Source organism: Candidatus Cardinium hertigii, assembly GCF_003788695.1.
In genome coordinates, this window is record NZ_RARA01000025.1 from 99,269 (window position 1) to 100,352 (window position 1,084).

Annotated in this window: 1 protein-coding gene (only partly in view); it reads right to left on the minus strand. The window is 31.5% G+C overall.

Translation table 11 applies throughout. The features are described from left to right. Positions 1-333, minus strand: the 5' portion of a protein-coding gene (locus EDM02_RS03615) for a 2-dehydropantoate 2-reductase N-terminal domain-containing protein (protein WP_123663157.1). Its footprint begins 18 nt before the window's first position; 333 of the gene's 351 nt are visible here — the first part of the coding sequence; it begins with the start codon at positions 331-333; the stop codon falls past the left edge of the window. Positions 334-1,084: the final 751 nt, after the last annotated feature.

Here is a 1,084-nt window from a genome sequence, read left to right on the forward strand (position 1 = left end):
CTGGTTATTTGTAAATAAGGGTTTTAATTTTTGTAAGATAATATCGAAGGCAGCACTGGGAACCGCTATCAAGATATCTGTTACGTTTTCTATAGCTTTGGCTAGATCTGAAAAGCAAGAAATAAGGCTAGGTAAACGGATATTAGATAGATAATTTGGGTTAAATCGGGAAGCTTGGAGTATTTCCATATGATCGGATTTATCTCCCCATAAATGTACAATTTGTCCTTTTAGGGCTAGATGAATAGCCAGTGCGGTGCCCCATGAACCAGCACCTAAAATAGCGATGGCAGATGAGAATACACAAGGCTTAGGAGGGTGCTTTATAAACATAACAGTTCAATAAACTAAAATTATAAAAATTTATAAAAATTAATGTGTATATACAAATAAAAAATTAAAAAATTAAAAAAATATAACAGTATTTATAAGTATAACAGATCAATAAATCAACCAATCTATAAAAAATTAAAAATTTTATAGATTAAAAATAATAAAATCTCCATAGTATTCGAGTTTATATATATATTTTATTTTTTTATTAAAAAATCTATAAACAAATATATACAATGCTTACTTTACCCAATCTGAACGGGGAAGAAATAGATTTTTGAAAAGGATAATTTCTCTCTATCTATCCTGGAAGCAAAAAAAACTAAATCCTTTCCATAATCTTTTCCAGATTATAGAGGCTTAGGCCACTCCACTGAACGGATACATAAAAAACGCGCCTTGAACAAAGCTGTGATTAGAAAATTTTAGTCTGAAAGCTTAGTAGAAAATCAACTTGTTTGAGCCCAAGGCTGCAAGCCTGGGCGAGTTTTGATTTTCAGCTTTCAGGCTGAAATTTTCAACAGATTTGTTCACCAGCGCTTGATTTTTTTTGGCTACTTTTTTTGATCAAGCAAAAAAAGTAGCTTTAAAAGAAGTAGTTTTTTTTAAAATGAATAAAATTAGCAATTTTCTATAATCTATAAAACATGACTGCCACGCAAGTGAACGGACAATGGCGTCAACTTAAGGGAATTCATGATTAGCAGACCCTCCTAAAGACATGATGCCGTTTAGGTTTATCCACCTTGTC